At 65.9% G+C, this 25,382-nt stretch carries 23 protein-coding genes; 10 read left to right on the plus strand and 13 right to left on the minus strand.

Going from position 1 to position 25,382, the window contains the following annotated elements; genetic code table 11:
* Positions 1–100 precede the first annotated feature (100 nt).
* The 4 genes from CH278_RS22025 to clpB all read right to left on the minus strand — a co-directional run bounded on the left by CH278_RS22025 (position 101) and on the right by clpB (position 5,335).
* Positions 101–676 (minus strand): LemA family protein, encoded by a 576-nt coding sequence (locus CH278_RS22025; protein WP_057472646.1) that lies wholly within the window; start codon positions 674–676, stop codon positions 101–103.
* Between the two features lie 57 nt (positions 677–733).
* Positions 734–1,672 carry a hypothetical protein gene (locus CH278_RS22030; protein ID WP_032364973.1) on the minus strand — a complete coding sequence of 313 codons (939 nt, stop codon included), beginning with the start codon at positions 1,670–1,672 and terminating at the stop codon, positions 734–736.
* A 126-nt stretch (positions 1,673–1,798) separates the two neighbouring features.
* Positions 1,799–2,686, minus strand: a complete 888-nt coding sequence (locus CH278_RS22035; protein WP_094622813.1) for a DUF5666 domain-containing protein — start codon at positions 2,684–2,686, stop codon at positions 1,799–1,801.
* A gap of 102 nt (positions 2,687–2,788) precedes the next feature.
* On the minus strand, positions 2,789–5,335 hold the full coding sequence (clpB, locus tag CH278_RS22040) for an ATP-dependent chaperone ClpB (protein WP_032364931.1): 2,547 nt from the start codon (positions 5,333–5,335) through the stop codon (positions 2,789–2,791).
* A gap of 213 nt (positions 5,336–5,548) precedes the next feature.
* Here clpB and CH278_RS22045 point away from each other — a divergent pair, with 213 nt between their 5' ends.
* Positions 5,549–6,712, plus strand: a complete 1,164-nt coding sequence (locus CH278_RS22045; RefSeq protein WP_094622946.1) for a globin domain-containing protein — start codon at positions 5,549–5,551, stop codon at positions 6,710–6,712.
* A 5-nt stretch (positions 6,713–6,717) separates the two neighbouring features.
* Here CH278_RS22045 and CH278_RS22050 read toward each other — a convergent pair whose 3' ends face one another.
* The 3 genes from CH278_RS22050 to CH278_RS22060 form a co-directional block, all read right to left on the minus strand.
* On the minus strand, positions 6,718–7,404 hold the full coding sequence (locus CH278_RS22050) for a hypothetical protein (RefSeq protein WP_094622814.1): 687 nt from the start codon (positions 7,402–7,404) through the stop codon (positions 6,718–6,720).
* 106 nt (positions 7,405–7,510) lie between these two features.
* Positions 7,511–7,792: a DUF2277 domain-containing protein gene (locus CH278_RS22055; RefSeq protein ID WP_032373673.1), complete on the minus strand. Its 282-nt coding sequence runs from the start codon at positions 7,790–7,792 to the stop codon at positions 7,511–7,513.
* Positions 7,793–7,814: 22 nt separating this feature from the next.
* Entirely contained in the window at positions 7,815–8,390 is a 576-nt protein-coding gene (locus tag CH278_RS22060) for a TetR/AcrR family transcriptional regulator (RefSeq protein WP_094622815.1), read from the minus strand.
* A gap of 95 nt (positions 8,391–8,485) precedes the next feature.
* Here CH278_RS22060 and CH278_RS22065 point away from each other — a divergent pair, with 95 nt between their 5' ends.
* The gene (locus CH278_RS22065; RefSeq protein WP_032406557.1) at positions 8,486–9,883 is read left to right on the plus strand and encodes a cytochrome P450; all 1,398 of its coding nucleotides are present in this window, start codon (positions 8,486–8,488) and stop codon (positions 9,881–9,883) included.
* Here CH278_RS22065 and dinB read toward each other — a convergent pair whose 3' ends face one another.
* The gene (gene dinB / locus CH278_RS22070) at positions 9,884–11,116 is read right to left on the minus strand and encodes a DNA polymerase IV (protein WP_255032281.1); all 1,233 of its coding nucleotides are present in this window, start codon (positions 11,114–11,116) and stop codon (positions 9,884–9,886) included. It lies immediately after the preceding gene.
* A 134-nt stretch (positions 11,117–11,250) separates the two neighbouring features.
* On the opposite strand from dinB, the gene CH278_RS22075 reads away from it, so the two are divergent.
* The 3 genes from CH278_RS22075 to CH278_RS22085 are packed head-to-tail and all read left to right on the plus strand — an operon-like array spanning position 11,251 to position 15,205.
* On the plus strand, positions 11,251–13,524 hold the full coding sequence (locus CH278_RS22075) for a putative bifunctional diguanylate cyclase/phosphodiesterase (RefSeq protein WP_094622816.1): 2,274 nt from the start codon (positions 11,251–11,253) through the stop codon (positions 13,522–13,524).
* An 11-nt stretch (positions 13,525–13,535) separates the two neighbouring features.
* Positions 13,536–14,159: a 5,6-dimethylbenzimidazole synthase gene (bluB, locus tag CH278_RS22080; protein ID WP_179274518.1), complete on the plus strand. Its 624-nt coding sequence runs from the start codon at positions 13,536–13,538 to the stop codon at positions 14,157–14,159.
* Positions 14,156–15,205, plus strand: coding sequence for a hypothetical protein (locus CH278_RS22085; RefSeq protein ID WP_256991882.1), 1,050 nt, complete (start codon positions 14,156–14,158; stop codon positions 15,203–15,205). Before bluB ends, CH278_RS22085 begins: the two co-directional genes overlap by 4 nt.
* A 4-nt stretch (positions 15,206–15,209) precedes the next feature.
* Here CH278_RS22085 and CH278_RS22090 read toward each other — a convergent pair whose 3' ends face one another.
* From CH278_RS22090 to CH278_RS22105, 4 genes are all read right to left on the minus strand, one after another.
* The gene (locus CH278_RS22090) at positions 15,210–15,722 is read right to left on the minus strand and encodes a DUF427 domain-containing protein (RefSeq protein WP_032364925.1); all 513 of its coding nucleotides are present in this window, start codon (positions 15,720–15,722) and stop codon (positions 15,210–15,212) included.
* 22 nt (positions 15,723–15,744) lie between these two features.
* Positions 15,745–16,539, minus strand: a complete 795-nt coding sequence (locus tag CH278_RS22095; RefSeq protein ID WP_094622817.1) for a DUF2637 domain-containing protein — start codon at positions 16,537–16,539, stop codon at positions 15,745–15,747.
* A 38-nt stretch (positions 16,540–16,577) separates the two neighbouring features.
* The gene (locus CH278_RS22100) at positions 16,578–16,880 is read right to left on the minus strand and encodes a WhiB family transcriptional regulator (protein WP_032364923.1); all 303 of its coding nucleotides are present in this window, start codon (positions 16,878–16,880) and stop codon (positions 16,578–16,580) included.
* A 259-nt stretch (positions 16,881–17,139) separates the two neighbouring features.
* Complete coding sequence (locus CH278_RS22105) at positions 17,140–17,700, minus strand: gluconokinase (protein ID WP_032364969.1); 561 nt, start codon at positions 17,698–17,700, stop codon at positions 17,140–17,142.
* 80 nt (positions 17,701–17,780) lie between these two features.
* Here CH278_RS22105 and CH278_RS22110 point away from each other — a divergent pair, with 80 nt between their 5' ends.
* Positions 17,781–18,524: a FadR/GntR family transcriptional regulator gene (locus tag CH278_RS22110; RefSeq protein WP_027494331.1), complete on the plus strand. Its 744-nt coding sequence runs from the start codon at positions 17,781–17,783 to the stop codon at positions 18,522–18,524.
* A gap of 59 nt (positions 18,525–18,583) precedes the next feature.
* Positions 18,584–21,136, plus strand: coding sequence for a trehalose-phosphatase (otsB, locus tag CH278_RS22115; protein ID WP_032406564.1), 2,553 nt, complete (start codon positions 18,584–18,586; stop codon positions 21,134–21,136).
* A 209-nt stretch (positions 21,137–21,345) separates the two neighbouring features.
* On the opposite strand, the gene CH278_RS22120 is transcribed toward otsB, so the two are convergent.
* Positions 21,346–22,452 carry a LacI family DNA-binding transcriptional regulator gene (locus CH278_RS22120; protein ID WP_032364921.1) on the minus strand — a complete coding sequence of 369 codons (1,107 nt, stop codon included), beginning with the start codon at positions 22,450–22,452 and terminating at the stop codon, positions 21,346–21,348.
* Between the two features lie 141 nt (positions 22,453–22,593).
* Between CH278_RS22120 and CH278_RS22125 the strand changes: the two genes are divergently transcribed.
* The 3 genes from CH278_RS22125 to CH278_RS22135 are packed head-to-tail and all read left to right on the plus strand — an operon-like array spanning position 22,594 to position 25,373.
* Positions 22,594–23,616, plus strand: coding sequence for a metal ABC transporter solute-binding protein, Zn/Mn family (locus tag CH278_RS22125; protein WP_094622818.1), 1,023 nt, complete (start codon positions 22,594–22,596; stop codon positions 23,614–23,616).
* Between the two features lie 48 nt (positions 23,617–23,664).
* The gene (locus tag CH278_RS22130) at positions 23,665–24,498 is read left to right on the plus strand and encodes a metal ABC transporter ATP-binding protein (protein ID WP_027494335.1); all 834 of its coding nucleotides are present in this window, start codon (positions 23,665–23,667) and stop codon (positions 24,496–24,498) included.
* Positions 24,495–25,373 carry a metal ABC transporter permease gene (locus CH278_RS22135; protein ID WP_032364918.1) on the plus strand — a complete coding sequence of 293 codons (879 nt, stop codon included), beginning with the start codon at positions 24,495–24,497 and terminating at the stop codon, positions 25,371–25,373. Before CH278_RS22130 ends, CH278_RS22135 begins: the two co-directional genes overlap by 4 nt.
* The last annotated feature ends 9 nt before the right edge of the window (positions 25,374–25,382 follow it).

Here is a 25,382-nt window from a genome sequence, read left to right on the forward strand (position 1 = left end):
TCGGGTTCCTCTCGTCGTGCCATGAGGCGGTCGGGTCGGTACGAACTTACCCACCGAGATTCTCGACCACCCGCACCCGGGTACTGGGCGCAGCGCTCCCCTACGCGGCGACCTCGGCGGCGCGGTGCTCGTTCAGGGACTCCTTGGTTTCGACGAACGGTTCGGGCGCGGTCACCGATCGAGCCTTCGCGACCAGCGACGAGGGGAACGATCCGACGGCCTCGGACAGCTGATACGCCGTGTCATTGTACACCCGCACCGCGCCGGCAATCCGCTTCTCGGTGACCGTCAGGTCGCCGGCCGGCCCCTGGAACGCCCAGTTGCCGACGACACTGCGGCGCGCTTCGGCGTCGTCGAGAACCGCATGGAAGGCGGCGGACAGAGCGTTCTCGGCTGCAGCCTGCGCCTGCAGGCCCAGTCCGCGATCACGGACTGCCTTGGACCACGAACGCGCTCCGGCGAGCTGACGCAGCAGGTCGCCCGACAGGTCCGCCGACTCGGCCGCAGTCAGAAACGGTTGCAGTTGCTCGTATCGACGCTCGAGCTCGATGTCGACGAGCCGTGCGCTCTGCTCGGCCAGACCGCGGTACCGCGCGAGGCGGCGCACCACACTCAGGACGTAACCGAGAACGACGAGTACCAGCACGAGGACCACAACGCCCGAGAAAACCGTCACGAGGTACGAATTTAACGGTGCCCAGCCGCCGAGGCCGGTAGGCACGCCCGAGAATGATCAGGGTTGGTTGCGTCGCCGATCCGCATCGAACGGAATCGGACGGGACACGGGCGGACGCGGCACCGGTCGCACCGGATTCACCGATCGCGTGGCCTGCGGTCCGCTCTGATCCGGCCTCGGTGGACTCGGCCGTCGAGTCGCCTCCTGCGGACGAGAATCGGCAGCAGGACTTCTCGTCTCCACACCGCGAGGCTCGACACTGCGCGGCGGGACGTTCCCGGACTGCTGGTTGCGGGGCGGCCCGACGCGCGGTTCCTGCACCAACGGTCGACCCGGATCGCTTCGATCACGAACGGACTCGCCGCCGCCCGGACGCGAGCCGTACACCGCGCTACCGCGGACCGGCGGCAGAACGTGCAGCATCCCCGACAGTCGCGCCACCGCATCGATCGCGGCATCCCAATCGCGCCCCGAGCTGGTCAGGGGCATCGATCCGAGAGTCCAGTCCTGTTCACTCCACAACAGCTGCAGATTCTCGGGAATCGACTCGGTGAACGCAGCCATCCGCTGGTCACAGACACGACGAGCGATGTCGACGTCGGTGGCGAACACCACTCGCGGTCCGATGGACCCGAGAAGTTGCATGTCCTCGTCGCGCGGAGGTGGCGTCGAGCGGGGCCTCAGGTCGATATCGACATCGGAGCCGACGGAACGCTGCACGGCCACGATGGTGCCCGTTTCCTCGACGTCGAAGAGTACGAACTCCTCACCACGCCGAACTCCGGTGACGACACCGAGAGCCACATCGAACTCGGGCTTGGACAGCGCGGCGCGCGAGAACTGGGTGACCAGCTCTCGGTCGTGGGGTCGGTACTCGTACCCCTGGGCCTTGGCCCACATCTGCCGTACCCGACCGGATCGATCTCGCTTGGATCGGTCGATGTAGAGCAGCGCTGCTGCGCCCACGAGTGCAATTACCGCCAGGCCGAACCACATTGCCGTCATCGCGAACCACCTTAATCGACTTCCACCTCGCGCCCGTCCACGGCCGCCGACTCCTGTGAACGGTCATAGGAGCCGCACGGGGAGCTGCGGGTCATTCCGCAGGCTCCACTCCCGCCGTCACCCTCCGAGTTTGGGAGTCTCGATGATGACGTTCGCACGGATGATTCCGTTCTCGACGGCCTCGCCCTGCACCACGACGAAAGCACCGACGGCCAACGACGCGAGATCGCGACCGGACAACGAGATTATCTGGGTCTGCGGTGTGGTCTGCACTGTGACCGGAGCGCCGTCGAGGCCGTCGAGCGTCAGAGTCGAACCGTCGTTGGCGTTGATCGTTCCCACCGACGAGCCGAGCTGGCCGAGGATCTCGGGAATGCCGCCCGGGATGAGCTCGGGTGTGGTTGTCGCACCCGATTCCGTGGGCCGCGGCGTCGTCGTGGGCGCGCTGGACGGCGAGGGCCGGATGGAGGTGGACGGTGCCGCGGCGGTGGTGCCCGGCTCGTCGCGCCCTCCGCTCAGAAACGCAATCCCGAACGAGACGACGATGACGAGCACAACGAGCCCGATCAGCGCCAGAACCCACGGACGGGGCCCCTTACTGCCGGAATCGACGCTGTTCGGCTCCTGCGGCGGCGGCGCACCCCCGAACTGCTGGGTGCCCCCGAACTGCTGTGGTTGTCCGAACTGCTGGGTGTGACCGAACTGCTGGGTGTCGTATCCCGGGGCCTGCCCGTAGGCCTGGTTCGCGGCCGCCTGCTGCGCCGGGTCGAAGGGCGGGAACGCCTGCGTCGGCTGGTAGCCCGGTGGGTACGCCTGCGGGTCGGGGTTGCCGTAGGCCTGGGTCGGATACGCCTCCGTCGGCTGAGCGTCCGGGTACTGCTGGGCGTCCGGGTACTGCTGGGCACCTGGGTGCCCGTAGTCCTGGGTCGGCTGGGATGACTCCGGCTGCTGCGCCGCGTCCTGATCGCGATCTCGGGGTGCTCGCGGGTCGTCCGGATTTGTCATTCCACGAGGGTACCCACGCCGAGAACGTCGACAGTGGCAACCGACAGCAGGCCCGCACGAGGTCTCGTGCGGGCCTGCTCCGGCTGGTTGCCGGCTCGGGCGCTAGCCGAGGATGAGCCGTTCGCCGTCGGGGCTGACGTTGACGGGCACCACGTCGCCGTCGTGCACGTCACCGGCGAGGAGGAGCTTCGCCAGCTGGTCGCCGATCGCCTGCTGAATCAGTCGGCGAAGCGGTCGAGCACCGTACAGCGGGTCGTAACCGCGTACGGCCAGCCACATCTTGGCCGGCGACGACACGTCGAGAGTCAGTCGACGAGCTGCCAGACGGTTCGCGAGGAAGCCGAGCTGGATGTCGACGATCGACTCGAGCTGGTCCTCCGACAGTGCGTCGAACACGACGACGTCGTCGAGCCGGTTGACGAACTCGGGCTTGAACGAGCGCCGCACCGCGTCCATCACCTCGTCCTTGGTGCCGCCGGCACCGAGGTTCGAGGTGAGGATCAGGATCGTGTTGCGGAAGTCGACCGTGCGGCCCTGACCGTCGGTGAGCCTGCCCTCGTCGAGCACGGCCAGCAGGATGTCGAACACATCCGGGTGAGCCTTCTCCACCTCGTCGAAGAGCACCACCGTGTACGGACGCCTGCGTACCGCCTCGGTCAGCTGCCCGCCGGCCTCGTAGCCGACGTAGCCCGGAGGGGCACCGACGAGCCTCGCGACGGCGTGCTTCTCGCTGTACTCACTCATGTCGATGCGCACCATCGCGCGTTCGTCGTCGAAGAGGAACTCCGCCAACGCTTTCGCGAGCTCGGTCTTACCGACGCCGGTGGGTCCGAGGAACAGGAACGAGCCCGTCGGACGGTTCGGGTCGGCCACCCCGGCGCGGGCCCGTCGGACGGCGTCGGACACCGCTTGCACTGCATCTTTCTGTCCGACGACTCGCTTGCCGAGTTCGTCTTCCATCCGCAGCAGCTTGGCGGTCTCGCCTTCCAGCATTCGGCCGGCCGGAATTCCGGTCCACGCCGCCACCACGTCGGCGACGTCGTCCGGGCCTACCTCCTCCTTGAGCATCACGTCGCCCTGGGCAGGTGAGTCCTCGGTCTTGGCCGCGAGTTCCTTCTCCAGGGTCGGGATCCGGCCGTACCTCAGTTCGGCGGCCTTGCCGAGATCACCGTCGCGTTCGGCACGATCGGATTCTCCGCGCAGGTTCTCGAGTTCTTCCTTGAGCGCCCGCACCGAGTCGATGGCGTTCTTCTCGTTCTGCCACCGCGTGCTGAGTTCGGCCAGCTTCTCCCGTAGGTCGGCGAGTTCCTGACGCAGCTTGTCCAGCCGGGCCTTCGATGCGTCGTCGGTCTCCTTGGCCAGGGCCATCTCCTCGATCTCGAGGCGACGGACGGCTCGTTCCACCTCGTCGATCTCGACGGGGCGCGAGTCGATCTCCATGCGCAGACGTGATGCAGCCTCGTCGACGAGGTCGATGGCCTTGTCCGGCAGGAACCGGGCCGTGATGTACCGGTCGCTGAGGGTCGCGGCGGCCACCAGGGCGGAGTCCGTGATGCGGACGCCGTGGTGCACCTCGTAGCGTTCCTTGAGTCCGCGCAGGATGCCGACGGTGTCTTCGACCGACGGCTCCCCGACGTAGACCTGCTGGAAGCGGCGTTCGAGGGCGGCGTCCTTCTCGATGTACTTGCGGTACTCCTCGAGGGTGGTCGCGCCGACGAGTCGGAGCTCGCCGCGAGCAAGCATCGGCTTGATCATGTTGCCCGCGTCCATCGCCGAGTCGCCGGTGGCTCCCGCGCCCACGATGGTGTGCAGCTCGTCGATGAACGTGATGACCTGACCGGCGGAGTTCTTGATGTCGTCGAGCACGGCCTTGAGCCGCTCCTCGAACTCACCGCGGAACTTCGCGCCGGCGACCATCGAACCGAGATCGAGGGATACGACGGTCTTGCCTCGCAGGCTTTCGGGTACGTCGCCGGCGATGACGCGTTGCGCGAGTCCTTCGACGATGGCGGTCTTGCCGACACCGGGTTCACCGATCAGAACGGGGTTGTTCTTGGTTCGCCGGGACAGCACCTGGACGACACGCCTGATTTCGGTGTCGCGACCGATGACGGGATCGAGCTTGCCTTCTCGGGCGAGCGCCGTCAGGTCGGTGCTGTACTTCTCCAGCGCCTGGTAGGTGTTCTCCGGATCCGCGCTGGTGACGCGGGCACTGCCGCGGACCGCCTGGAACGCGTCGCGCAGCTCGTTGGCTCCTGCACCATGGCCGGACAGGAGCTTGGCGACGTCGTCGTTTCCGGTCGCGAGACCCACCATGAGGTGTTCGGTGGAGACGAACTCGTCGTCCAGTTCGGTGGCCAGGTGCTGCGCTGCGGTGATCGCGGCGAGGGTTTCACGGCCGAGTTGCGGAGTGGTGGTCGAACCGGATGCCGAGGGCAGGCGATCGACGAGGTTCTGCGCTTCTCGACGCACCGTTGCGGGGTCGACGCCGACGGCCTTCAGCAATGGTGTGGCGATGCCGTCGGTCTGATCGAGCAACGCCACCAACAAATGTGCCGGACGAATATCCGGGTTACCGGCCGCGGATGCGGCCTGCAGGGCAGCCGAAAGTGCTGCCTGCGACTTCGTGGTGGGAGTGAAACTGTCCACCGGTCACCTTCTTTCCAGTGTGGGGTTCGAGCGTGTCGCTGGGTACAACCATAGACAAGTTGAGTCTGTTCCGCTCAACCTTAGTTTTTCTCGTGCGCGTTTTGCGTACCTGGAGGGGCGCAAGACGCGCACGAGGGCGCAGCCCTGATGCGCGAAAGTCTCGATCGGTCTACTTTGGTGACGGTCGAAGGTGTCAATCGGTGGGGGTGGAGGTTGCTCGACGCACGCACGGTCTCCCTGGTCCGCACCGGATTCAAGTCGGTAGCGGCTGCACCGAACGGTCCCGAACAGCTGTCCCGGTCGTTCTACGCTCACCTTTTCGCCAAATATCCTGACTTCCGTTCCCTGTTCCCGGCGTCGATGGACGCATTGCGCGAGCATTTCGTCCTGGCACTGGGGTACATCTTCGACAATCTGGACGACGCCGACCGCGTCGAGCCGTTCCTCGAACAGCTGGGCCGGGACCACCGCAAGCACGGAATCTCCGGAGCACATTTCCGGGCGGGGAGTTCGGCGCTGATCAGCGCCTTCCGGAGCTTCGCCGGCACCGAGATGTGGACCGACGAGGTCGAGACCGCCTGGCGAGACGCCCTCACCGTGGTGAGCAACGCGATGGCCGCCGCCGCCGACAACGACGAGCTGCCCCCGTATTGGGGCGCGACGGTCGTCGAACATCACCGCCTGCTCGACGACCTGGCCGTGGTGCGGCTGAAGACCGACGGGGAGATTCCCTACTTCCCCGGCCAGTACGTCAGTGTGCAGATACCGCAGCGACCCAAACTGTGGCGCTACCTGTCCCCTGCCATTCCCAGCAACCCCTACGGCGAGATCGAGTTCCATGTTCGACGCGTATCCGGGGGCTGGGTATCACCGGCGATGGTCACCGAAACGACTGTCGGCGACCGTTGGCTGATCAGCCCGCCGCTGGGCGGCATGCACGTCGATCGCACGATCGGCGAGGACGTGCTGATGATCGCCGGGGGCACCGGTTTGGCACCGTTGCGCGCGCAGGTGATGGAGATGGCCCAGCGCAGCACCAATCCGCGGGTGCATCTGTTCGTCAGTGGGACGTATCCGTGCGACCTCTACGACCTCGACACACTGTGGCAGCTGTCGTTGTCGAATCCGTGGTTGACGGTGGTGCCGGTGACCGAGGAGCTCGAGGATCCGTGGTGGCATTCGGGTCCGACGCGCGAACTCCCGTGGGGCATGCATCATCGGCTGCACGGCCCGGTGGGCAAGGTGGTGACCCGGTTCGGCTCGTGGGCCGATCGGCAGATTCAGATCTGTGGATCGCCGTCGATGGTGCGCACCACGCTGTACGCACTGCGCAAGGTCGGTACGCCGATGGAGCACATTCAGCACGATCCGTTCTGACTGCGCTACAACACTTTTCGGCCGGAGATCGACCGCGGCGGGAGATCCTCGACGATGCCTCCGACGACCAGCCGCGGTGTCCAGCTCTCGGTGACGAGTCTGCCGTCTCCGGTGATGATCGCCTCGGGATCGGGGTCGACGAGGATGGGGTATCCGGTGTCGGAGGTAGCTCCGACATTCTGCACCAACAGGCCGTTCTCGATGGTGTAGTACACGTGCACCGGGTGCAGGTCGGAGTCGAAAGCCCAAGGGCGGCCGATGAATATCACTGCGTCGCCGGTGCTGTCGAGCACCGATACGGAACCGTCTCGCTCGAGCCGTAACGCCCAGCACGCAGGCATGGATGCGGTGAACTCGAATCGATGCGGAGCCTGGGCTTCGAGCAGGTGAATCATCAACAACGCACCCTCGCGTGGGTCTCGTTGCGGCACAACTACTTCGAACGATCCACATTCGTAGAATCTGGATCCGAACGGTCCCGGTACGCCTACCCCGAGATCGTCGGCGATGGCCAATTCCAGGCGGATCGAACCGGATCCGTTCTCGGCCCGCAAGGTGATGCCCTCGGAAGGATGGGGCATCGGGGACTCGTCGCGGGGCGCGTAGGACAACACCGCTCGCAGCAGCGGCTCGGCGACCTCGGCGTCACCGTCTCGGGAATCGAACGTGCGTCGTCGTCGTCGATCGGTCATCGTCACCCCCTTCGCCTGACTCGACCAGTTTGCCACCCTCGACCCCGATCGCGCGTCCGATTCTGCGGAAAACCATCCATTCGATGCAGTGGTCTGCTAGCGCGCATCAGGCCCCGGCAGCCGCCTTGGCGGCAATCCGCGCCTGCACTTCCGGACGCCTGAGCGGAGGCACCGTCGGAGGTGGCTGCCGCCGGTCCGGCAGGGCGTCGAGCAGCCGATGCGTCGTGGCCGTCACCTCGGCGACTGCCGTCTCGAACGCGTCACGGGTGGCGTCGGACGTCTTCTGCACTCCGCTGATCTTGCGGACGTACTGACGCGCCGCAGCCTCGATCTCGTCGTCGGTGGCGTGTGGTTCCAATCCCCGCAGGGTGGTGATGTTTCGGCACATTCCCCGACGATAGACCCGCAGGTCACACCTCGAGAAGACCTGCGATCGCCTTCAGACACAGCTCGCGAACCTGTTCCCTCTTCAGAGTCCTGCGCTCCACCCAGTCGTGACAGACCGCGCGGACGAATGCCACCCACCCGCGGAGCGCGGCCCGGATCGTCTCGTCGCCGTGGAACTCGTCCGGCAGCGCGTCGAGAATGCGTTGCTGCTGGATGTCGAACTCGCGCGTCAGAATGTCGTTGATGCGGTCGTCTCCGAGCAGCGCGCCTCGATTGACCGCTCGGACGCCGTGCGCATGCTCGTCGGTGTAGGCGATGTAGGCGTCGAGTCCGGCGGCTATTTGCTCGAGGACCGGCAACGACGGGTCCGGGGCGGTGACGGCGAGGTTGCGCTCGGATTCGGTGCGCACGATCTCGACGAAGAACTCCCGTTTGGACGGGAAGTAGTGGTACATCAGACCCCGTGAGACCCCGGCCAGGTCTGCCACTTCCTCGATCCACACGTCCTCGTAGGGACGTTCGGCGAACAGGGTCGACCCGATCTCGATCAGCTGCGCACGCCGCTGCTCCGGTGTCATGCGTTTTCGAGGTGTGGTCATGGGATTTCGAACCTTACTTGACACGAGTTCAACGGTGAGTACGGTCACTATTTGACACCGGTTCAACGAGTCGGTTCGGGGACTGAGGAGCGGCCATGTCGACGGAATTCGCACTACGAGACGGCGTACTACCGCATCCGCCGTATCGGTTGCCGATACTGGGCGACGTCATCGGCGTCGACCCGCGCTCGCCGATCCAGGATTCGACCGCTCTGGCCGCCCGGCTCGGACCGATGTTCGAGCGCCACATCCTCGGCAAACGCTTCGTCTTCGCCTCGGGTGCCGACGTGGTCGGCGATCTGTGCGACGAACGCCGCTTCGAGAAGTTCCTGCCGCCGGGCGTCGAGCGCCTCCGCGACATCGGTGCCGACGGCCTGTTCACCGCCTACAACCACGAGCCCAATTGGCAACGGGCCCACGATCTGCTGCGGCCGGCGTTCACCGCCGGAGCCATGCGGGGCTACCACGACATCATGGTGAACGTCGCGGACGATCTGATCGAGCACTGGACCGAGCGTTCGCGCGACGCGTCGACGACCGATGTGTCCTCGGACATGACGAAGCTGACGCTCGAGACCATCGGACGCACCGGATTCAGCTACAGCTTCGGCTCGTTCACCCGCGCCGAACCACACCCGTTCGTGTCCGCGATGGTCGGCGCACTGACGTACAACCAACGGCGGGCGTTGGTATCGATCCCGGCGTTCGCCGCGCCGCTGTTCGCCCGATCGGACCGCCGATACGAGCAGAACAAGAAGTACCTGGCCGAGGTACTCACCGACGTCGTACGTACTCGTCGACAGTCCGACGGGGACTTCACCGACCTACTGCAGATCATGATGGACGCGGCGCGCGAGGCCGACAACCCGAATGCATTGAGCGAAGCCAACATCGGCCACCAGATTCTGACGTTCTTGATCGCCGGGCACGAGACCACCTCTGGTGCATTGTCTTTCGCACTGTACTTCCTGGCCACCCACCCCGAGGTCTTCGAACGGGCCCGGGCCGAGGTGGACGAAATCTGGGGGACGGACAAGCCCGAGTTCGGCCAGGTACCCAAACTCCGGTACGTCCGCCGAGTCCTGGACGAATCACTGCGTCTGTGGCCGACGGTTCCCGCGTTCGGACGCGGCGCACGAGCCGACACCGTCATCGGCGACGGCTACCCCATGGCGGCAGGAGACTGGGCGATCGTGCTCGCGACGGCCCTGCACCGAGATCCGGTGTGGGGCGACCGGCCGGAGAAATTCGACCCCGACAACTTTCTGCCCGCCCGCATCAAAGCTCGGCCGGCGCACGTGTACAAGCCCTTCGGGACGGGCGAAAGAGCATGCATCGGAAGGCAATTCGCCATCCATGAGGCCGTACTGGTACTCGGCACCGTGCTGCAACGCTTCGATCTGCAGGCCGACCCGTCGTATCGGCTGAAAGTCACGGAGCGGCTGACCATGATGCCCGAGGGCTTTCGGGTGCAGCCGACGGTGCGCACGTAGTCAGTCCGGCAGCAGCGGTACCGATACCCCCGGGTCTCGTCCGAGCAGTACCCCGCGCGTCAGCGACGTCGACCCGAACTTCTTGTGCACCCCGTCCAACGCACGGTCGAGAGCCGACGCCTCGGGTGGTCTGCGTACCGAGGGGGCGTCGAACTGCAGTTCCAGTTGCTCGGCTCCACCCCTGTCGATGCTCGAGACCGTCACCCCGACCAGCGTGATGCCCTTCTCCGCGATCAGCGGAGCCGCCTCGTGCAGCAGCTCGAGGGCGGCATCGAGGATGTCCCGGGTGTCGGCGGTGGCGCGATCGAGGGTGTGCGATCGGGTGGCCCGGGTGAAATCGGCAAACCGCAAGCGCAACATCACGGTTCGGCCGGTCCGCTGCGCGCCCCGCATTCGGTGCGTGACGCGATCGACGAGGCCGATCAACGACGCCTCCACCTCGGCCGCGTCGTGCCGCCCGCGGCCCAGGGCCCGCTGGGCACCGATGGAACTGCGCGACTTTCCGGGCTGCACGCGGCGCGGATCTCGTCCCATGGCCAGTGCGTACAGGTGCGCTCCTGCGCCCTTTCCCAACACCGAGGCCAGCGATCTCTCGCCGTAGGCCGCGATGTCTCCCACGGTTCTGATGTCGAGTACGTGCAGCTTCTCGGCGGTGACCTTGCCGACGCCCCACAGCCTTTCGATGTTCAGCGGGTGCAGGAACTCGAGTTCACCACCGGGTGGCACCAACAGCAGCCCGTCGGGTTTGGCGAACGCACTGGCCACCTTCGCCAGGAACTTGGTGGTGGCAATCCCGACGGTGATTGGGAGCCCTACCTGTTCGGCGACGTCGCGGCGCAGTTGCTGCCCGATGTCGAGTGCGCTGCCCGCTATCTTGCGCAGGCCTCCGACGTCGAGAAAGGCCTCGTCGATGGAGATTCCCTCGACGAGCGGCGTCGTGTCGTGAAAGACGTCGAACACGTCCTTGCTCGCCTGGGAGTACGCCTCCATACGCGGCGGCACGACGATCGCCTGCGGACAGACCGCCCGCGCCTGCCCACCGCTCATCGCGGTGCGTACCCCGAAGGCCTTGGCCTCGTAGCTGGCCGCGAGTACCACTCCCCCGCCGACGATCACCGGTTTTCCCCGCAGCCGCGGGTCGTCTCGCTGCTCCACCGAGGCATAGAAGGAGTCGAGATCGGCATGCATGATGCTCGCTTCCCCGCTCTTCGCCGTTTCGGCGCTCGACTCCACGTTTTCATGCTCCCACGAGGCACCGACATCCCCGTTACCTGCATCGAGCCCGAAAAACACCCCGAGAAAGTGACCCAGGTCACCTGATGTGCCATTGTTGAGTCGTCGGATCACGCGAACGGCTGGAGACAACTGTGACGGCCTGGTGGCGGTGGTACGGAGCACTCGGCGTACTCGGCTGCATCGCCTACTTCGCGGTGCCCGACTCCGTCTGGTCGCAATCGATCTTCGTCGTGGTCGGGGCGTCCGCCGTCGCCGCCACGATCGTGGGAACGAGGCTCAACCGTCCGCGCAACCGAACCGCCTGGTGGAGCATCGCCGCGGGCACCGCGGTGTGGGTGCTCGGCGACATCGTCTACGAGTGGCTTCACGCCGGCGGAGGCGTCGCGTCCTACCCGTCGCTCGCCGACGCGCTCTACCTCGTCGGCTACCCGATCTACGGTTTCGGACTGTTTCTGCTGGTCCGGCACAAGTGGAGGGCGAGCGAACGCGGCCACATCGCCAACAGCGCTATCGTGATGGTCGCATTCGCACTGCTCACCTGGGTTTTTGCGGTCCAACCGTCGCTGGATGGGGACGGCATTTCCGGCGTCGCCGGGCTGGTCGATGTCGCCTATCCCGCGATGGACATCTTTCTGCTCGGGTTGCTCGCCCACTTCGTCGGCTCTCGTCAGTGGCGGGCACTGTCCTACCGACTGCTCACCGCGGCGGTGGTCCTGCTCGTCGTCACCGACACCGTCAACAACTTCTCCATCGTGTCCGATTCCTCGGCCGACCGCTCGCTGCTCGACGCGGGATGGACGCTGTCCTACGTCCTCATCGGCGTCGCCGCACTCCACCCGTCGATGCGGAGAATCACCAGTCCCACCATCGAATCCGACGCCCACCTGATGGCGTCGTTCACCACACCGTCCGTCGTCGTGCTGACCGCCGCCACGCTCACCGCCCCCGCCGTGATGGTCGTCGAAGTCGTGCGCGAGAAGCCGATCGCACAGTGGGGATGGGCGGTCATGCTGTGCGCGGGCATTCTGGTGGTCCTGGTGATCCTGCGCATCACCGACCTGCTGCGACTGCTGCACACCCAGACCGTTCAGCTCCGTGCCGTAGCCGACACCGACCACCTCACCGGGCTGGCCAACCTGCGCGCCCTCGAACACCAGATCTACGGCAACGCCGGTGAATCGACGTTGCTGACGGTCGACATCGACCGCTTCACCGAAATCAACGACACGTTCGGACGGGGCCTCGGAGATCAGGTGTTGGCCGCCGTCGCCACCCGACTGCGCACGGTAGGCGACGACGCGATCTTGTTGGCACGCTTGGCCGGTGACGAATTTGCGCTGTGCGGTGAATCGGATTCGATGGATCCCGAAGCCCTCGCCCGCGACATACTCGAACAATTTTCGACGCCGTTCGAGGTGGGCAACATGTCGTTGCTCATCGAAGCATCCGTGGGGGTGGCGACGAACGCCCCGGCGGGCGTCGCCGAGGACGACGCCACACCCGACCGTCTGGTGCAGCGCGCCGACCTCGCCGTACAGGCCGCAAAGACCGTGCAATCGCGCGTCGCGTACTACGACCGGTCCATGGACCGGGACAAGAGCGAGCAGTTGATCATGCTGGGCGAGCTCACCGCCGCCCTCGCGTCGGATCAACTGAGACTGCGCTATCAGCCCCAGGTCGATCTGGACTCTATGACCGTGGTGGGGGTCGAAGCCCTGCTGCGTTGGCACCACCCGAGTGGAGACATTCTCTCTCCCAGCGCATTTCTGCCCACGGCCGAGCACACCGGACTGATCCGCCCACTGACCCGCTACGTCCTCGAGCAAGCCCTGGCGGAACGACAGCGATGGGCGGCATCGGGCCTGCACCTGCGCATGGCCGTCAACATCTCCACCCGAAACCTGTTCGACGACAGCCTGATCTTCCACGTGTCCCGGGTCCTGTCCGAGTTCGATTGTCCTGCTGAGCAGTTGACCTTGGAGGTGACCGAGAGCTCCGCGATGACCGACCCCGCCGGTGCCACCGAGGTGCTGGCCGGTCTGCACGCCATGGGAGTGCAGGTCGCCATCGACGATTACGGCACGGGCTACAGTTCTCTGGCCTACATCGAGCGCCTCCCGGTCCAGGAACTCAAGATAGATCGAACGTTCGTCAGCGGAATGTCGCACAATGCCACTCACGCCGCCATCGTTCGCTCGACCATTGAACTGGCGCGCACACTGGGACTGTCGGTGACCGCAGAGGGCGTAGAGGACGAAAGGACGGTATCGGTGTTGCGTGAGCTGCGATGCGGACGGGCGCAGGGCTTCCATCTGGGCCGCCCCACACCCGGCGAGCACCTGCCCGCCCTCGTCGACGAACTGAACGAGAACCTGAAAACTGTTATCGGAGAACGGATATCATGACCGAAGCCACACTGTCGGTATACGCGGCCATTCGATCTCGCCGCGACGTGCGAGCCGAGTTCGACGGAACCGTCGTCGACGACGACACCTTGCGCCGCATCCTCGGCGCAGCGCATCAGGCACCGAGCGTCGGTAACACCCAGCCCTGGGATTTCGTGGTGGTCCGCAAACCCGACACGTTGAGCGCCTTCGCCGCACACGTCGCCGACTGCCGACAGGACTTCGCGGACAAGCTCGACTCCGAGCGCCGACAGACGTTCGATCCCATCCGTATCGAAGGGATCGAGACCAGCGGCACCGGAGTGGTGGTCACGTACGACCCGAACCGGGGAGGCCCGCACGTCCTCGGCCGCGACACCGTCGACGACACCGGATTGTTCTCGGCAGTACTGGCCATCGAAAACCTCTGGCTCGCAGCGATAGCCGAGAACGTCGGGGTCGGCTGGGTGTCGTTCTACGACGAGGCGTACCTCACCGAACTGCTCGACATCCCCGCCCCGGTGCGTCCGATCGCATGGTTGTGTGTGGGCCCGGTCGAGTCGTTCCAGGAGGTACCGGATCTCGAGCGATTCGGCTGGCGCACGGGGCGTCCACTGGACGATGCCCTGCACTTCGAGCAGTACCGCCGATCGTGAAAACCGCTCTCGCCGCGGCGACGGTCATGTGCCTCCTGCTCGTGGGGTGCTCGTCTGCCCCTGACGAATCCCCTTCGCCCGCAACCACTCCGGCAACAACTCCGGCGGCCGAACCCGCCCAGGCACCCGATTCTGCCGATCCCGTCGGAACTGTCGTTCCGCTCCCCGGGGCTCCCGAGGGCATCGTCGTGGGGACGTCGGGCATCGCCGCCGCCGGAGTACGCGAGCCCGACGGCGTGGTGCTGTTCGACGCGGCGACGGGTGCCGTCCGGCAGATGGTCCCGACGACGGGCGCACCCCGGCATCTTTCGCTGGCAGGTCCCGACGGCCCGGTCCTGGCCCCGCTCGAAGGCAGTGACGAACTACTCGAAGTGGCGCTCAACGACGGCGCGATCCTGTCCACGGCCACGGGTGTCGGACGGCAGCCGCACGACGCGGTGCTCACCTCCGGCGGCACGATCGTGGCCACCAACGAGATGGGCGGCGGGGTGATCTTCCTGCGCGAGGGATCGGTCGTGTCGGAGCTACCGCCGGGCCCGGTCCAGCCCGGTGGCGCTGCCGCTCTCGGCCCGTACGCCGCCGTCGCAGACGTGCAGGGCAACGGTGTGTGGGTCTACGACGGCGCGACCCAGCGGGAGGTGGCGCAGGCCCCGATCGGCGTCAAGCTGACCCACGCCGTGACGGTGAACGAGACAACAGCCGGGTTCGCCGATACCGACGGCGGGACCGTTCTTCTCGCTTCGGTCGACGCTGCGGGGAGTATCCGCCAGACCGCGTCGATCGAGGCCCCGGGTAATCCGTATGGACTTGCCGTCGACCGCGACCGGGCACTGCTGTTCGTGACGTTGACCGCGTCGAATCTGTTGCGCGTGGTAGATGTTTCGGACGTCTCCGCACCGCGAATCCTGGGCGACGTCCCGACCGTGACACAGGCCAACTCTGTTGCCGTGGACCCGCGCACCGGGGACGTTCTGGTGACCGGCAGCGACCCCGGCGCAACGAGTTCGATTCAGATCATCCCCCGCGCCGAGCTACCCGCGGGGTGAGTGATCACCAGCCGTAGGAGCCTGGAATGCCCTTGAACGGGCCGACCACGTCGTCGGTGATCCAGCCCTCGTAGAAACCGCCTTCTTGCGGCCGGACCGCCTCGCCGTCGATTTCGCAGTCGAGTCGGCTGGGTGAGAACGCGAGGTAGCCGGCGATCTCGGCGAACCGCGGTGTCGGGTTCTCGTAGCTCCACCCCGCGGCCGGGGCGACGGCGTCGCCGCCGTGCACGTCCCAGTACGTCGCCGCGCCTTTCCATTCGCAATGCGTCGACCGGGCCTCGGACGGCGTCAACGCACCCGGAACCACGTCTGCGGGCGAGATGTACCAGGTGGGCGGATGGCTGGTTTCGAGCACTCGGTACGCGGCGGTGGTGCGCGCGACCACCTCGCCGCCGAGCCGGACGACCAGCGAACGGTTGGAGGACTCGAGCTTCGGTGGACGGGGGTAATCCCACACCGACTCCTGACCCGGCTTCGGCTTCTCGGGAACTACGGATCTCGGCAGATTCTGGCTCATCTCTCGATGGTGCCACCGGATGTCACGGAGCGTCGACGGGATAGAGATCGTCCACCCGTTCTTCGTCGAGAATCCAGCGATCGACGTCGTCCAATGGTTCGACCGGGCGCACGGACGTGAACGGAATATCGCGCGCCGGCGAATCGACCCGAATATGCTCGATCAGCGTCTCCTGGGTTCGCGCGCCCGAGGTGTCGCCGTCATGGTCGTCGATGCTCGCGGCGACGGGGGCCGTCCGGCCCCGGGCATCGACCGGAACGTCTGCGATGCTCGACTCGACGTCGTCGGGTTGCTCGGTTGTGTGGTTCCGTCCCGCCTCGGCCCTGCCGGTCTGTTCGACCGCATGGACCTGTCCGACTTCACGGGTCTGTTCGGGTTCGGGTGGTTCGGTGTCGCGCGGCAGTTCGGCCGGCACTCGGACGAGGATGCCGAGTCCGTGGGTCGCGGCCAACAGACTGACCGGGGCGACCGTCGCAATGGCGGCCGACAGCGCCGGATGCAGTGTTCCGGCGTCGGAAATGAAGGCGTGCATGGCATTTGCGCCGATACTGACCAGAGCTGCCGTGATCAACACGCCCCAGAAGAAGCGTCGACCACTGCGTTGTTCCTCGAATTGGGCGAGTGCGATGACGGAGATCGTAGCCTGCAGGATGGTGCCGTCGACGATCACCGGCCACAGCCACGACAGAGAACGCGGGACGCCCGCCATCGTGGCGAGATCCCACAGTGCGGCGAAACTCAACACGAACGACGCGATTCCGATGACGGTGGTGATGACGACCGCACTGACGAGCGTCGCACGCAGGACCTTGTTCATGGGTCGTCATGAAACACGAGACCACCGACAGGTTCCGATCAAGCGGTACGGACGGCTCCGCGGTAGAAGTCGGCGCGATCGTGTGCAGACATTCCGCCCCACACGCCGTACGGCTCGTTCGCTTCGAGGGCGTGCTGACGGCATTGCTCGAGCACCGGGCACCGGCCGCAGACCTGCTTGGCGGTCTTTTCCCGAGTGGCGCGGGCGCGGCCTCGCTCCCCCTCGGGATGGAAGAACACGGACGAGTCGAGACCACGACACAGACCGTCGAGTTGCCAGTCCCAGACATCTGCGTTGGGAACGGGAAGTTGGACCGGCCTGGCGGGTGCGCCTCGCACCATGAGCTGTCTCCTCACTGAAAAGTGAACAAGCTCACCTTCTCGCATTCGTCGTACTTTTACAAGTCCTTTCGGTCATTCGTAGTACTTAAAATCAAGCGCGCTTGCTTGGAATATGCACTTACCGGACACTCCGCCCCGGACCTCTGCCCTGTTTCGGCCCCCGGGTGTGGATCAATGTCCCATTGCCGCACTCTGACCGACTGAATCCCGCATTGATCCGAACCCGGGTGGGGAGCGAGAGGACCGAGGCAGGCAGCACTCAGTGGCTTTCGGACATTCCTGCGCGTTTTTCGAGTTCGACGAGGACGTGTTCGGCGATTTTGGTGGGCGGCGGGCCGATGTCGACGACGATGGCGTTCTCGTCGTCGCCGAGGGGTTCCAGTGTCGAGATCTGGGTGTCGAGCAGTGAAGACGGCATGAAGTGGTCCATCCGCGCGTTCAGACGTCCGCTGATTCGGTCCTTGGTTCCGGCCAGGTGTACGAAGATCACCGGCGCCCCGTCCCTGGCCCCTGCGCTCAGTACGTCCCGATACGACCGTTTGAGTGCCGAGCACGTCACGATTCCCGATCGTCCCGTGCTGGTGTGGTCGGTGATCCACTCGGCGATGATGTCGAGCCAAGGCCATCGGTCCTCGTCGGTCAGGGGCTGACCCGACGCCATCTTCGCGACGTTGGCGTCCGGGTGCAGGTCGTCGCCCTCTTGAAGGTCCCATTTCAAGGCTCCGGCGAGGATGCCTGCCACGGTGGATTTGCCCGATCCGGATACCCCCATCACCACGAGAACCGGATGGTGCGCTCTGCCTGTCTTCTCTGCTGCCATGACTCGATACTGCTCCATCCGGTGCATCGGGATCGGACAGACGCGAGAAACCGGGCAACCCGTGGGACGATCGATCGGACATGACCGAGACCAACGATTTTCGCCAACTCCACGATTCGGTGCTCGACGAGCTCGGGCGCGACATCGTGAGTGGCGCGATCCCGAGTGGCACCCGAATCTCGGCCGACGACGTCGCCGTGCGGTTCGCCGTATCGCGAACCGTGGTGCGAGAAGTCGTTCGTGTTCTCGAGTCACTGGGCCTGCTCACCGTTCGGCGACGCGTCGGCATCACGGTGCTGGGTTCGCAGAACTGGAACTCCCTCGACCCGGTGGTCATCCGCTGGCAACTGGCCGGGCCTGCCCGCGCCGAGCAGCTGCTGCTGCTCAGCGAACTGCGGTCGGGTATCGAACCTTTGGCAGCCAAACTCGCTGCCCACCGAGCCACCCCCGAGCACTGCGGGGCGCTCACCGCTGCCGTCATCGGAATGTCCTCGACGTCGCGGTCCGCGGACTCGGAGGCCTACCTCGAACACGACTGCAACTTTCACCGCACGCTGCTGGAGGCGTCGGGCAATCCCATGTTGCGGTCGATGTCGGACATCGTCGTCGAGGTACTCGCCGGACGCACCCGCCATGCCTTGATGTCGCGGCAAGCAGACCCCGAGGCCATCCGGTTGCACGGAGTGGTCGCGTCCTCGATCCAGTCCGGTGACGCCGACGCCGCACAACGAGCGATGTTGGCCATCGTCACCAAATCCGCGAGGTCGATGTCGGCTGCTTCCGGTGTGACGCCGTCGCCCGGTCTGGTTCCCGACCAGCAGTGATGCACCGGACGCACGAAGCCAGGTACGCCGAGACGAGGTTCATCGCCTAGATTCGACGCGTGACTGCTCTCGAATTGCCGCTCGAACTTCGCCGCGCACTCGTCGGAGTCGCTCGGACTCCGCGTTTGCTCGTCGCGTCCGATTACGACGGAACCATGGCTCCGATCGTCTCCGACCCGCAAAAGGCCTTCCCGCACCCCGAGTCCGTCAGCGCCATGCGCGGGCTCGCCTCCCTCGCCGGCACCAACGCTGCGGTCATCTCCGGCCGCGCCCTCCGCGATCTCGCGATCCTCTCGCGATTGCCGTCCGAGGTGCAGCTCGTGGGCAGCCACGGCAGCGAGTTCGACGCCGGGTTCGTCAACGCCATCGACGACGACGCCAAGAAGCTCCTCACCGTCATCACCGGCGAGCTCCAAGCCATCGCCGACGCCCATCCGGGCGTGAGTATCGAAACCAAGCCGGCCAGCGTCGCACTGCACGTGCGCAACGCCGAGCCCGCCGCGGGCGAGGAAGCCCTGGCCGCCGTGCGTTCCGGTGCTGCCGCACGCGACGGCGTCCAGGTGACCGAAGGCAAGTCCGTCATCGAGCTGGCCGTCATCATCACCGACAAGGGCGTCGCCCTCGATATCCTCAGACATCAGGAAGCCTCCACTGCCGCAGTCTTTTTCGGCGACGACGTCACCGACGAGAAGGCATTCGGCCACCTGCACGGACCCGACATCGGGGTCAAGATCGGACCGGGCGATACTCTCGCCGAATTCCGCATCGACAGCACCGAGCACGTGGCACTGGCCTTGGCGTTCCTGCTCGAGGAGCGTCGGCAGTGGCTCTCCGGAGCCGACGCCCCGCGCATCGAACGACTGACGATGTTGGCCAGCCCCAACGCCGTCGCGCTGCTCACTCCCGATGCCGACGTCACCTGGCTCTGTCACCCCGAGCCCGATTCGGCAGCGGTGTTCGCACACCTGCTCGGCGGCGATCAGGCCGGACACTTCAGCATCGGACCCGTCCGCGCATCGCTTCCGTTGAGCCAGCAGTACGTGGACGGCACGATGACCGTGCAGACCAAGTGGGCCAGCCTGCAGGTCACCGACTACCTCCCGCACGACATCGGCCAGGGCCAGACCGCGCTGACCCGCGTCATCACCGGCAAGGCATCGGCCATCGTCACGTTCGCGCCGCGTCCGGAGTTCGGAAAGGCGTGGGCATCACTGGAACCCGACGTGGACGGACTGCGCATCCTCGGCACCGCGGACCCGATGGTCCTGCGGAGCCCCGGCGTCACCTGGAACATCGTCTCCGACGGATCCCAGCAGTCCGCCCACGCCGAGGTCGACCCGTCGAACGGGCCGATAGTTCTCGAATTGCGGCTCGGCACAGACGATCTGAGCGAGCACCCGTGGCCCGAGGTCGAACGGCGTCGAGCATCGGAGTCGTACTGGAAGGACTGGGCCGACGGCCTGAATCTGCCGCCGCTCAAGCGCGACCTGATGAAGCGATCGGCCCTGACCTTGCGTGGCCTCGTGCACTCCGAGTCCGGTTCGATCATGGCTGCCGCCACCACCTCGCTGCCCGAAGACATTGGTGGAGTGCGCAACTGGGACTACCGATACTGCTGGCTGCGCGACGCAGCATTGACCGCGACCGCACTGGTCGACGTCGGATCGACAGCCGAGGCCGAGAACTACCTGTCGTGGATCCACGGGGTACTCGAATCGGTGTCGGGACCCGAACGCCTGCACCCGCTCTACACCATCTGGGGCCTGGGCCTGCCACCCGAGGCCGTCATCGACGAGCTGCCCGGCTACGCGGGTTCACGTCCGGTCCGCGTGGGAAACGCTGCCAACCAACAGGTTCAGCTCGACGTCTTCGGGCCCATCGTCGAATTGGTGTCCGCCCTCGCACACGCCCGCAAGGCCGCGGGGTCCGAGAACGGCCTCTCCGACGACGACTGGGACCTCGTCCGCGCGATGGTCGAAGCCGTCGAGCGACGCTGGTTCGAACCCGATCACGGCATCTGGGAGATCCGAGACAATCCCCGCCACCATGTCTACTCGAAGGTGATGGGCTGGACGACGGTGGACCGCGCCATCGGTCTGGCCGAAACCTTCGGCCGCACAGCCGAATCGAGCTGGTCCGAGCTTCGTGACACCATCCGAGAAGAAGTGCTCGCCAACGGTTGGAACGACGAAGTGCAGTCCTTCACCGCCGCATACGACGGCACCGACCTCGACGCCGCGACGCTGTACATCGGCCTGTCCGGACTGATCGAGCCGTCGGACCCGCGTTTCGCAGCCACCGTTACCGCAACCGAAGCCGAACTGCGCAGCGGATCGACGGTCTACCGCTACCGCCACGACGACGGCCTTCCCGGCGGCGAGGGCGGATTCCACCTCTGCGCAGCGTGGCTCGTCGAGGCATACCTGCTGGTGGGCCAACGCGCCGAGGCCGAGGCTCTGTTCGCTCAACTCGTCAGCGCCGCCGGACCGACCGGACTGCTCAGTGAGGAATACGACCCGATTGCCGAACGATCGCTTGGCAACCACCCCCAGGCCTACAGTCACCTTGGTCTGCTGCGCTGCGCGAGATTGCTCAGCGCTCAGCCTGCATGACCCCCCGCCCCGGTTCACTCCTCCCCAGTTGGGATCAATGCGCCTTTGTTGCACTCAGACTGACTGAAATCCACATTCATCCCGAACGGGGTTCCAACCGACACTGAATGAATGTGGCTTTGTTGCACTCTGAGTGACTGAAACCCACATTGATCCCAAAAGGGGCGCAGATCTGGGGCGCAAATCTGGAGTGAGCGCGCGAGGACAGCTCAGGCGATTGCGGGCGGTTGAGCCGGCGGCGGTGCTGCGGTGCGGCCGCGGAAGAGTTCGGTCGGGAGTGTTTCGGCGGCGACGATGCCCGAGTGCGAGGACGAGAGCACCAGTTTGCCTGCGCGGCGGCCTTTTTCCTCGGCGTCCTGGCGCACGGTGGTCAGGTTCTCGCGAATGGCGTCGGAGATGCCGTCGAATCCGGTGACCGAGAGTTGGCTCGGCACATCGATTCCCGAGACTCTGGCGAAGTTGAGTGCACCGAGGGCGATGACGTCGGTGGTGCACAGCAGTGCGGTGGTCTCGCGGTTGGCCTGTAGCGCCTGGGCTGCGGCGGAGTGGCCGGAGCGCACGGTGTGGTCGAATCGTTCGACGACGGTGAGGGTGTCGGGGTCGAGTCCGGCGTCGATCATGGCGGCCTGGACGCCGGCGATGCGTTCACGTTGGACGTGGAAGTGACTGTCGGCCAGCCGCCCCGGGGGTACGACGCCGTCGCGGCGGTCGCGTCCGAGCCGCATGCACAGCACTGCAAGGTGTTCGTGTCCCAGCGAGATCAGATGTGCGGCGAGCATTTTCATGGCGACGCGGTCGTCGATTGCGACGAGGGCGGCCTCGGGGATGTTGCGGGGTTGGTCGCACACGACGATGGGTAGGTGTCGTTCGCGCACTGCGGCCAGGTAGGGGTCGTCGTCGGCGACGGAGTAGACGACGAATCCGTCGACTCCTGCTTGTTGGACGACGGCTGCGGCTTGGACGTCGTCGCGTTCGGCTCCGGCGGGGATGAGCAGCAGCCCTTGTCCTGCGGCCTCGCAGGATTCGGCGAGACCGGCGAGGAAGCTCATGGCGGCGGGGTCGCGGAAGGAGTAGCTGAGGGCTTCGGTGAGCAGTAGTCCGATGGCTCCGGCTTTGCGGGTGCGCAGCGATCGCGCGACCGGGTCCGGGCCTGCGTAACCGCGTCGCTTGGCTGCCTGGAGAACGCGTTCGCGCAGTTCGGGCGAGAGTTGATCGGGTCGGTTGTAGGCGTTCGAGACGGTGGTTCGCGATACCTTCAGCTCGGCTGCGATCGACGCCAACGTCGCTTGACGTCGGGGCTCGCTTGACCTGGCCATAACCGGGACGTTAGTCCCACACCACGCTGCAGTGAAAATCGAGGTTGGGCTCGTCCGATTCGATACCGAGCCCGCCCGAGAGCTAGAGTACAACGGTAACGGTTTCCATTAGCGTCAAGCCCTGCCTTCAGGAGTACATCGATGTCGTCCTTCCACCGCCCGTCTCGGGTCAAGAGCTCGGCCCTCATCGGCCTGACCTGCGCTGCCGCGCTGGCACTGACCGCGTGCAGCTCGAACGAGCCGACGAGCACCGAGTCCGCGCCGGCCAACCCCGTCGACGGTCCGATCACGATCGTCGCGTCGACGAACGTGTGGGGCAGCGTTGCCGAGGCCGTTGCGGGCGACCTGGCCACCGTGAAGTCGATCATCGCCGACCCGTCGGCAGATCCACACTCGTACGAGGCGAGCCCCGGTGACGCCGCCGCGGTTGCCGAGGCGTCCTTGGTGGTCTACAACGGCGGTGGCTACGACCAGTTCATCGAGGACATCCTCGGCTCCGAGGGCAAGGACGTGCCGTCCGTCGATGCCTTCACGTTGCTCGACGCGGACCACGATCACGACTCCGAGACGACGTCCGAGGCAGCAACCGAGCCCGCAACCGAGCCCGCGACCGAAGACGGCCACTCGCACGGTGAGGTCAACGAACACGTCTGGTACAACGCCGAGGTCGCAGCGCACACCGCCGAGGAGATCGCCGACAAGCTCGGTCAACTCGACCCGGACAACGCCGCGCAGTACACAGCCAACGCCGAAACGTTCCACGAGCAGATCCACGCCATCACCGACGTGACGGACCGGATCGCCGCCGAGTTCCCGAACGCACCGGTGGCCCAGACCGAACCGATCGCGCACTACCTCCTCGAAGAGTCCGATCTCGACGACCGCACTCCCGAGGACTTCAAGGACGCCATCGAGGAGGGCAACGACCCGTCGCCCGCATCGATCGCCTCGACACGGGATCTGTTCACGTCCAAGTCCGTCCGCGCGCTGGTCTACAACACTCAGACCGAAGACGCTGTCACACAGGACATTCGCACCACCAGCGAGGCTGCGGGCATCCCCGTCGTCGAGGTCACCGAAACTCTGCCCGCTGGGATGACGTTCATCGAGTGGCAGACCAAGGCCGCGACGGACCTGCAAGCCGCGCTCAGCACCAACCCGTGAGCCGATCCGCTTCCCGATCGGTGGGCAGCTGATGGAAAGCTGTAACGCATGCCTGCTGTAGAACTGCGCGATGCCGGACTGGCCTTCGGCGACCGCACACTCTGGCAGAACCTGGATCTGTCCGTCGCGGCGGGCGAGTTCGTCGCCGTCCTCGGCCCCAACGGGTCGGGTAAGACGTCGTTGCTCAAGGTGCTGCTCGGTCAGAACCACCTCACGTCCGGCACCGCGTCGATCGGCGGCAGTCCCGTTCGCCGCGGCCAGTCGGGCGTGGGGTACGTCCCCCAGCAACGCAACATCGACGACGATCTGCCGCTGCGCGGACGCGATCTCGTCGGTCTGGGCTGGGACGGCCACAAATGGGGCATGGGACTGCGCGGCATGCGGCAGCGCAAGGAGACGGTGCAGCGCGCCATCGATCAGGTCGACGCCAATTCCTTCGCCGGCGCACCGGTCGGCTCGATGTCCGGTGGTGAACAGCAGCGACTGCGGATCGCCCAGGCACTCGTCGGCGATCCGTCGGTACTGCTGTGCGACGAGCCCCTGCTCAGCCTCGACCTCGCCAACCAATCGTTGGTCTCCGGCCTCATCGATCGCCGACGGCGGGAGCACGACACAGCCGTGCTGTTCGTGACGCACGAGATCAACCCGATCCTTCCGCTCGTCGACCGCGTCGTCTACATCGTCGACGGCCGGTTCCGGATCGGGACTCCCGAGGACGTCATGACCACCGAAGTGTTGTCCGAGCTGTACGGCACCGAGGTCGAGGTGTTGAAGGTTCGCGGTCGGCTCGTCGTCGTCGGAACCGGCGACTCGATCGATGCGCTCGGCTCGGCCGGTGCCCACCACCCACCCGTACCGCACGACGGAGAAGACAAGGCATGAACGAGAAGGTTCTCGACGCATTCTCGAAAATGCTCGACTTCGACACCACGGCGAATCTGCTGAGCTACGACTTCGTTCAGCAGGCGTTGATCGCCGCTGCCATTCTCGGATTGCTCGCCGGCGCGCTCGGACCGCTCATCGTCAGTAGGCAGTGGGCCTTCGCGGTGCACGGATCGAGTGAGCTCTCCCTCACCGGTGCGTCCGCTGCACTGCTCGTCGGTATCACCGTCGGACTCGGGGCCATCGTCGGATCCGTCGTCGCCGCGGTGATGTTCGCCCTGCTCGGCAACAAGGCCCGCGACCGAGACTCGGTCATCGGCGTCATCATGTCGTTCGGCCTCGGCCTGTCGGTGCTGTTCATCTGGCTGTACCCGGGCCGAACCGGCACCAGCTTCTCGTTGCTCATCGGCCAGATCGTCGGCGTCGGGCAGAGCGGAATCCAGCTGCTGCTGGTGTGCGCCGTTCTCGTGCTGATCGTGCTCACCGTGGTCTACCGCCCGCTGTTGTTCGCCAGCACCGACCCCGAGGTAGCCCTGGCCCGCGGCGTCCCCGTCCGCGCACTCTCGGTCGTGTTCGCCGTACTCGTCGGTGTTGCCTGTGCACTCGGCGTGCAGATCGTCGGCGCGCTGCTGGTGCTCTCACTGCTCATCACCCCGGCCGCGGCCGCCGCGCGGGTCACGGCCAGCCCGCTGAAGGCGACGCTGCTGTCCATCCTGTTCGCCGAGATCGCCGCTGTCGGTGGCATCTTGCTCTCGCTCGCTCCTGGCCTCCCGGTCTCGACTTTCGTCACGACCATCTCGTTCGTCATCTACCTCGTGTGCCGCGGCATCGGGGCAACCCGCAAGGCCAATTCCGGACGGCTCGTCGCCGCCTAGACTGTCCAA

This window comes from Rhodococcus sp. 05-2254-5, assembly GCF_002258575.1.
GTDB lineage: Bacteria > Actinomycetota > Actinomycetes > Mycobacteriales > Mycobacteriaceae > Rhodococcoides > Rhodococcoides fascians.

Excerpts from the sequence above, each read along its gene's own strand:
- CH278_RS22030 (WP_032364973.1), bottom strand. The coding sequence starts at position 1,672 with ATGTGGTTCGGCCTGGCGGTAATTGCACTCGTGGGCGCAGCAGCGCTG.
- CH278_RS22035 (WP_094622813.1), bottom strand. The coding sequence starts at position 2,686 with ATGACAAATCCGGACGACCCGCGAGCACCCCGAGATCGCGATCAGGAC.
- CH278_RS22050 (WP_094622814.1), bottom strand. The coding sequence starts at position 7,404 with ATGACCGATCGACGACGACGACGCACGTTCGATTCCCGAGACGGTGAC.
- CH278_RS22055 (WP_032373673.1), bottom strand. The coding sequence starts at position 7,792 with ATGTGCCGAAACATCACCACCCTGCGGGGATTGGAACCACACGCCACC.
- CH278_RS22060 (WP_094622815.1), bottom strand. The coding sequence starts at position 8,390 with ATGACCACACCTCGAAAACGCATGACACCGGAGCAGCGGCGTGCGCAG.
- CH278_RS22065 (WP_032406557.1), top strand. The coding sequence starts at position 8,486 with ATGTCGACGGAATTCGCACTACGAGACGGCGTACTACCGCATCCGCCG.
- CH278_RS22090 (WP_032364925.1), bottom strand. The coding sequence starts at position 15,722 with ATGAGCCAGAATCTGCCGAGATCCGTAGTTCCCGAGAAGCCGAAGCCG.
- CH278_RS22095 (WP_094622817.1), bottom strand. The coding sequence starts at position 16,539 with ATGAACAAGGTCCTGCGTGCGACGCTCGTCAGTGCGGTCGTCATCACC.
- CH278_RS22100 (WP_032364923.1), bottom strand. The coding sequence starts at position 16,880 with ATGGTGCGAGGCGCACCCGCCAGGCCGGTCCAACTTCCCGTTCCCAAC.
- CH278_RS22105 (WP_032364969.1), bottom strand. The coding sequence starts at position 17,700 with ATGGCAGCAGAGAAGACAGGCAGAGCGCACCATCCGGTTCTCGTGGTG.
- CH278_RS22110 (WP_027494331.1), top strand. The coding sequence starts at position 17,781 with ATGACCGAGACCAACGATTTTCGCCAACTCCACGATTCGGTGCTCGAC.
- CH278_RS22120 (WP_032364921.1), bottom strand. The coding sequence starts at position 22,452 with ATGGCCAGGTCAAGCGAGCCCCGACGTCAAGCGACGTTGGCGTCGATC.
- CH278_RS22125 (WP_094622818.1), top strand. The coding sequence starts at position 22,594 with ATGTCGTCCTTCCACCGCCCGTCTCGGGTCAAGAGCTCGGCCCTCATC.
- CH278_RS22130 (WP_027494335.1), top strand. The coding sequence starts at position 23,665 with ATGCCTGCTGTAGAACTGCGCGATGCCGGACTGGCCTTCGGCGACCGC.
- CH278_RS22135 (WP_032364918.1), top strand. The coding sequence starts at position 24,495 with ATGAACGAGAAGGTTCTCGACGCATTCTCGAAAATGCTCGACTTCGAC.